Source organism: Actinosynnema sp. NPDC004786 (assembly GCF_053601135.1).
In genome coordinates, this window is sequence record NZ_JBSGBG010000001.1 from 385,264 (window position 1) to 391,533 (window position 6,270).

General features: G+C 72.1%; 9 protein-coding genes. 1 reads left to right on the forward strand and 8 read right to left on the reverse strand.

Annotation, left to right across the window (positions count from 1 at the left end; translation table 11 throughout):
- Window positions 1-178: 178 nt before the first annotated feature.
- The 3 genes from ACWEFJ_RS02070 to pyrE form a co-directional block, all read right to left on the reverse strand.
- Window positions 179-565, reverse strand: coding sequence for a DUF2784 domain-containing protein (locus tag ACWEFJ_RS02070; RefSeq protein ID WP_378083990.1), 387 nt, complete (start codon window positions 563-565; stop codon window positions 179-181).
- Window positions 566-646: 81 nt separating this feature from the next.
- A complete protein-coding gene (locus ACWEFJ_RS02075) occupies window positions 647-1,336 on the reverse strand; it encodes a hypothetical protein (RefSeq protein WP_449712619.1) in 690 nt (229 codons plus the stop codon).
- Window positions 1,337-1,340: 4 nt separating this feature from the next.
- A complete protein-coding gene (pyrE, locus tag ACWEFJ_RS02080; protein ID WP_449712645.1) occupies window positions 1,341-1,895 on the reverse strand; it encodes an orotate phosphoribosyltransferase in 555 nt (184 codons plus the stop codon).
- 53 nt (window positions 1,896-1,948) lie between these two features.
- Between pyrE and ACWEFJ_RS02085 the strand changes: the two genes are divergently transcribed.
- Complete coding sequence (locus ACWEFJ_RS02085) at window positions 1,949-2,518, forward strand: hypothetical protein (protein WP_449712620.1); 570 nt, start codon at window positions 1,949-1,951, stop codon at window positions 2,516-2,518.
- A 64-nt stretch (window positions 2,519-2,582) separates the two neighbouring features.
- Here the strand turns inward: ACWEFJ_RS02085 and ACWEFJ_RS02090 are convergent, their stop codons facing one another.
- The 5 genes from ACWEFJ_RS02090 to ACWEFJ_RS02110 form a co-directional block, all read right to left on the reverse strand.
- Window positions 2,583-3,017: a hypothetical protein gene (locus ACWEFJ_RS02090; RefSeq protein ID WP_378083983.1), complete on the reverse strand. Its 435-nt coding sequence runs from the start codon at window positions 3,015-3,017 to the stop codon at window positions 2,583-2,585.
- Complete coding sequence (locus ACWEFJ_RS02095; protein WP_449712621.1) at window positions 3,014-3,949, reverse strand: WXG100 family type VII secretion target; 936 nt, start codon at window positions 3,947-3,949, stop codon at window positions 3,014-3,016. Before ACWEFJ_RS02095 ends, ACWEFJ_RS02090 begins: the two co-directional genes overlap by 4 nt.
- Window positions 3,946-4,302 (reverse strand): hypothetical protein, encoded by a 357-nt coding sequence (locus ACWEFJ_RS02100; RefSeq protein WP_378083979.1) that lies wholly within the window; start codon window positions 4,300-4,302, stop codon window positions 3,946-3,948. Before ACWEFJ_RS02100 ends, ACWEFJ_RS02095 begins: the two co-directional genes overlap by 4 nt.
- 66 nt (window positions 4,303-4,368) lie before the next feature.
- Window positions 4,369-5,148, reverse strand: a complete 780-nt coding sequence (locus ACWEFJ_RS02105) for an SDR family NAD(P)-dependent oxidoreductase (RefSeq protein WP_378083977.1) — start codon at window positions 5,146-5,148, stop codon at window positions 4,369-4,371.
- Window positions 5,145-5,840: a type III secretion system chaperone family protein gene (locus tag ACWEFJ_RS02110; protein ID WP_378083976.1), complete on the reverse strand. Its 696-nt coding sequence runs from the start codon at window positions 5,838-5,840 to the stop codon at window positions 5,145-5,147. The genes ACWEFJ_RS02105 and ACWEFJ_RS02110 overlap by 4 nt, the downstream gene beginning before the upstream one ends.
- Between the last annotated feature and the right edge of the window lie 430 nt (window positions 5,841-6,270).

Consider the following 6,270-nt stretch of genomic DNA (forward strand, 5'->3'; position numbering starts at 1 on the left):
CCGTTCGAGCAAGTCGCAGTAATACGCCACGAGGCTTGTAGGAAGGTCGGCGCTCCGCGTTTTCCGCCGCCTCCGGAACCAGTTCATCGCGTCCACCCCCTTGCTCCGCAGAGTAGGGCGGAGTAGCCACCATCGGCGGAGGTGTAGCCCGAACAGTCGAACGCCGCAATGGGCCGGTTCAGCGATACACCTCGGTGCTGCGGGCGGAGGTCTGTTCACCGCGACGTTTGACGTAGTACCCGGCCCACGAGGCGAGCACGACGAGTGCCACGAGCACCTGCACCGGGCGCGCCGCGGACTCCGGGTAGAGGACGCCGTCGATGTAGGTGTCGATGAACCCGTTCACCAGCTGCGGTTGGCCGGCGGCGGCGCGGAGTTCGTTCTCCAGCCACGTCAGCGGGCAGGCGAGCGGGAACAGGACGATCAGCAGGCCCCAGCCGGCCATCGCGGCGTGGAAGTACAGCACCCTCGGCCAGCGCCACGCCAGGAAGCCCCCGACCAGCAGGAACACCAGCACCCCGAAGTGCACCACCATGACCAGCTCGGCGAACGCACGCGCGACCATAGCGACCTCCCTCCGGCCAGCGTAGGCCGGACGGCGATCACGCGCCCGTGAATTCCCGTCCGATTTGACGGGATCGGGCCGTCAGCCGCGCGGCAGCGCCTGCCACGGCACCCGGCCCGCCAGGTCCAGCAGCAGGTCGGCCAGGTGCGCCAGCGGCGCCTGGAGCAGCGGTCCGGGCACGGCGACGGCGAGGTTGTGCTCGTCGAACGCGATCGCCGCCCCGTTCGCCCTCGGGTCCTGGAGCAACGCCTGCGCCAGACCCGAGCCGAGCAGGGCCGAGGCGAACGCGGGGTTGAGCCGGCGCACCTCGTAACGCGCGTCGAACGCCGGGTCGCCGGTCTCCACGAACTGCTCGAACAACCCCCACACGCTGTCGTGCCGGGGGCTGATCAGCACCCACGGCCCCGGCATCGGCCGCGGCACGACCACCACCGTGTACGTGCGGTACTCGGACGTGACGACGTTGTCCGCCCGGAACACCACCTCGACCGCGAGCACGGGCACACCGCGCCAGTGGCCGACGAGCTGGAACTTCACCCGGCTCCGATCGGCCTCCAACATCCGGCCGATCTGCGGGACCCGTTCCTGGAAACCCTGGTCCTCGGCGACGAACCGCCACCCCAGGGACGCCTCCAGAGCGCGCATCCGCTGTTCCCACTCGTTCACGAACCCCTGGTTCGTGAACGGGTTGCGCCTGCGGCGGGCCACCCCCACGGCCACCCCCGCACCGATGATCGCCACCAGCACCAGCAGCAGGACCAGCGCGCTCACCATGTCAGGCCAGGCCCAGGTCGGCGAGGTCGAGCAGGTACCGGTACGGCAGGCCGGCGTCTTCGATCACCTCGCGCGCGCCCGTGCCGCGGTCCACGACGGTCGCGACGCCGATCACCGTCGCGCCGCTCTCCCGCAGGGCCTCCACGGCGGTCAGCACGCTGCCGCCGGTGGTGGACGTGTCCTCGACGGCCAGCACCCGCTGCCCGGCGACCTCGATGCCCTCGATCCGGCGCTGCATGCCGTGCTGCTTGGCGGCCTTGCGCACGACGAACGCGTCGAGCACCTCGCCGGACGCGGCCGCGGCGTGCATCATCGCGCACGCCACCGGGTCCGCGCCGAGCGTGAGGCCGCCCGCCGCGACGTAGTCCCAGTCGGCGGTGAGCTGCCGGAGCAACCGGCCGATCAGCGGCGCGGCGGCGTGGTGCAGCGTCGCCCGGCGCAGGTCGATGTAGTAGTCGGCCTCGGCCCCCGAGGACAGCGTCACCTTGCCGTGCACCACGGCCAACTCGCTCACCAACCGCGCCAGTTCGGCCTTCGCCGCGGCGTCCAGGACCACTTCAGTTCGCACGGGTCCCAAGAGTGTCATACCGCGCCGTACGCTGGCACACCGTGACCCTTCCCGGCACCGACACCCTGATCATCGAGCAGCCGTGGGGCGTGCTGCGCCACCTGCTGGCCACCCGGTACCGCAACGACGTCCACAACGGGCACGGCGTTCCCATCGCGACGGTCTCCGAGCGCGGCTTCCTCGGTCCGCTGCGGAAGCTGTTGCGCGCCACGGCGTTCTCCGGGCGCACGCGGTTCGACCTGGCGCTGGCCGAGCGCGGGCAGCCGGTGCTGCTGATCCGCAAGGGCGCGGGCAAGCCGCCCACGCAGGTCTCCCGTCCGGACGGGACGCCGGTCGGGTCCGTGCGGCACGAGGGGCACGGCGCCTACGCGCTGCTGGACCCGGCCGGGCAGCGGCTGTGCCTGCTGCACGAGGTGGCGTCGTTCAGCCCCGGCGCGATCGCGAAGCGCGACGGTCGGCGGGTGCGGCGGGACGTGCTGAACCTGCGGCCGGGCACGCCGGAGCCGGTGCGCTCGCTGGCGATCGCGGCGGCGGTCGCCTACGACGTGGTGCGCGGGGCGGGCACCAACCACACCAGCGGCGGCACGTTCGACTTCCCCACGCTCACCTGAGCGCTTCCCCGTTCCGGGGTGGTCGGGTCACGGGCGGCCCGCGGCGACCCGTGACCCGACCGCGCTACCAGGCGTCCTCGGTGAAGCCGCTCGGCTCGTCATCGTCGTCGTCACCGCGCCCGCGCGGCCGCGGGGAGCCCGCGGAGATGACGTCCTCGGGGTCGTTGCCCTCCTGGATCGCCGTGTACGCGCGCTGGAGGTCCGGCACGCCGGTCTGCAGCGCCCGCTGCACGCCCTCGTCGTCCACCGCCCGCCCGGACGCGACGTCCTCCCAGGTCAGCTCGCCCGCGTCGACGCGCCGCGCCAGCTCCTTCAGCTCGCGGGGCGCGCCCGGGCTGTTGGCGAACCGCGAGATCTCCGCGAAGTCCGCCTGCGTCAGCCCGCGCGACCGCATCTGCACCTGGCTCGCCGCCCGCGCCGTCTGCTCGACGTTGGCCAGGCGCTGGTCCACGTCGGCGACCAGCGCGTCCAAGCGCGCCTTGTCGTAGGGGAACGTCACTGCCCGCCACCTCCGCCGGAGCCGGAACCCCCGCCGGAACCCGATCCGGCGCCCGCACCCGAGGTCGCGGGCGCGGGCGTGGGTCCTGTGGGCGGCGGCTGGGTGTACCTGCCGTTCGCCGCGACCCCGGCCTTGCCCAGGCCGTACGCGCCCAGGCCGACGCCGATCGCGCCGGACTTCGCCGCGGCCACGCCGTTGTCGTACTTCTCCTTGCCGTCCTGGTACCCGTCGACCACGTCGAGCAGGTCGCCGACGTCGCGCACGTCCTTGAGCTTGGACAGCGCGGTGCCCATCGCGACGATGCCGTCGATCATCCCCTGGACGCCCTCGATCAGCGTCTGGATCGAGATGATGATCTTGCGGATGGCGTCCACGATCTGGATCGCGTCGTACACCATCCACACCGCGCGGCCCCAGCCCACGACCGGGATCCACGCCGTCATCGCGGCTTCCATCAGCTTGCCGACGAGCTTGTCCAGCAGCGTCAGCGCCAGACCGCACGCGGTGCGGCAGGTGCTGGCGGTGGACCGGAACTTGTTGCCGATGATCCGCGCGATCTGCGAGTCGGCCTCGATCGCGATGACCCACATGGTGCCCATGCGCGTCTCGAACGCCTTGGCCGCGTCACCGTCCCAGTGGGACGACAGCTGCTCCGCGCCCGCGTCCACGTTGTGCCGCACGGAGTCCAGCGCCTTGGCGACCCGGTCCCAGGCGTTGGCGTTCTCGTCGATCTTCTCGAAGTCGCCGAGCAGCGGCTTGATCAGCGCGTCGAGCAGGTTCTCGCCGGTGACCTTCTCGTAGATCCAGTTGACGCCCTGGATCTTCCAGCCGGCCTTCTCGATCAGCTCCCTGGTCGTCTGCCGACCGGGCCGGTCCTCCGCCGCCGCGGCGAGCGCGACCGACGGGTCCTCCACGTCCGCGTACGCGGTCATCGCCCGCCACCCCCGAGCGACGGGGCCTCGGCCACGGAGTGCAACTGGGAGAGCACCCGGTCGAGGATGCCCATCACCATTTCCTCGTTCTTCTCGTACATGTCGGCGGCCTTGTTCAGGCTCTCCGCCTCTTTGACCATCATCTGGTTCGCGAAGTCGAGCGTCTCCCCGTACAGGGAGGCCACACCGGTGACGATGGGCTGCAGCAAGGAGAGCAGACCGGTGAAACCGGAGGTGTCGCCGCCCTTGGTGATCGCGTGTTCCTTGATCGTCATGAAGTGCTGCGCGTTGCGCGTCAGCAACTCGCCGTACCCGCGGAGCTCCGGTGGCTCCACTCTGAACTGCTCACCCATGGACGGTTCCTCCCTGTTCCAACTAGTGGAGTGGGACGGACCGGACCGGGTTCAGGTTCCCGACTTTCAGGTGCGACCTCGTCCGCCCGCCGCGCGGGAGGCTATCCGCCGCAGCAGGGCCCGCGGAACCAGGCGGGCGAACACCGTGATGGCCTTGTACTGCGCGCCGGGCACGGACAGCGCCTTGCCCGCGCGCAGGTCGGCCAGGCCCTCGTGCACCACGCGGTCCGCGTCGAGGTAGAGCAGGTCGGGCGTGCCGGACATGTCGATCTTCGCCCGCTGGTGGAACTCGGTGCGCACGAACCCCGGGCACAGCGCCATCACGCGCACCCCGGTGCCCGCCGTGGCCATCGCCATGCCCTCGGAGAACGCCGTCACCCACGCCTTGTCCGCGCTGTACGTCGTGCCGCGACCGGGCAGGAACCCGGCCACGCTGGACACGTTGACCACCGCGCCCCGGCCGCGCGCCACCATGCCCGGCAGCGCCGCGCGGGTCAGCCGCAGCACGCTCGTCACGTTCACGTCGAGCTGGGACTGCAGGTCGAGCGGGTCGGCGGCGACGAACTCCGACGAGATCGCGAAGCCCGCGTTGTTGACCAGCAGGTCCACCTCGCGCCCGGCGAGGAGGTCCGCGACCTTCGCGCGGCCCGCGTCGGTGGCCAGGTCGGCGGGCAGCACCTCGGCCGTGATGCCGTGCGCGGCGCGCAGCTTGGCCGCCGTCTCCTCCAGCCGCCGCTCGTCCCGGGCGACGAGCACCAGGTCGTGGCCCTCGGCGGCGAGCCGGCGGGCGAACGCGGCCCCGATGCCGGACGACGCGCCGGTCACCAGCGCGGTCGGCGGCGTCACGGCTTGCGCCCGAACTGCGGGCGGTGGACCTCGCCACCGGCGTCGGACTCGGGGTCGGCCTCGAACGGGTCGATCACGTCGGCCAGCTCGCCGAGGTCGCGCAGCAGCCGTTCCAGGCGGGCGGGGGTGGAGTTCGGCGGCGCGGCGGCCAGCACCCAGTCGCCCTCCAGCCAGACCACGGTGACGTCCGCGCCGATCTCCTCGGCCGCGTCGACCAGGTCGGGGGTGATGAGCTTGCGCGCGGCGGGCAGCTCGCTGACGAACGCGTACCGCGAGCCGACCGGTCCGAGCAGGTCGGGCATCTGGTCGCGCTGGAACGGCACGCTGGGCAGCCACAGCTCGACCACCACGGACAGCGCCCGGCGGCAGCGCACGCCGACCAGCACCGAGTTGACCTTGCCGCCGGTCTCGTGGTCGAGCACGTAGACCTGGCGGCGGCCGTCGGCGGTGAAGGTCGAGCCCGCCACCACGTCCTTGGCCACGCCCGCGCCGTAGTAGGCGATCGCGCCGCTCTCCCAGCGCGTGGGCAGCACGTGGTCGGTCTCCTCGAACTGCCAGCCGCGCAGCGCCGCCCAGCGGCGGCGTTCGCGGTTACGCGCGGTTCGCTGCGCCCGGTCGGTGGCGAGCAGGGCGAACCCCGCGACGCCCGCGACCGCGGCGACGGTGAACCAGACCCACGCCGGTATGCCCACGGTGCGAGAGTAGCGGGCGGCGGTGAACAAACGAAGATCACTTGGGGCGTGGTTCGCGCGAACGGATCAAGCTGTTACCCGGATCGCGGGTGGCCGGCTGGCCGGTTCCGGCGGCTGGTGAGACGCCGACCCCGGCCCGACCTCGGGAGTTGTCCACAGGCCCTGGGGTTGTCCACAGGCACGGCCCCTCTGCCGACCGATCGTCGGTCCCGGCCGGCAGAGTAAGAACAGGGGTCCCCCGGTCGGGGACCCCTGCGGAGCGAGCAAGATCAGGTCGCGGCGTGCGTTGAGCCGGTGCAGTGCGCCGGTGCGGCTCGCGGGTTGCGGCTCGGGTGGTTGCGGCTCGGGTGGTTGCGGCTCGGGTGGTTGCGGCTCGGGTGGTTGCGGCTCGGGTGGTTGCGGCTCGGGTGGTTGCGGCTCGGGTGGTTGA

What these genes read in the sequence shown, in the direction of transcription:
- ACWEFJ_RS02070 (WP_378083990.1), bottom strand. Translation starts at nt 565, where the DNA reads ATGGTCGCGCGTGCGTTCGCCGAGCTGGTCATGGTGGTGCACTTCGGG.
- ACWEFJ_RS02095 (WP_449712621.1), bottom strand. Translation starts at nt 3,949, where the DNA reads ATGACCGCGTACGCGGACGTGGAGGACCCGTCGGTCGCGCTCGCCGCG.
- ACWEFJ_RS02100 (WP_378083979.1), bottom strand. Translation starts at nt 4,302, where the DNA reads ATGGGTGAGCAGTTCAGAGTGGAGCCACCGGAGCTCCGCGGGTACGGC.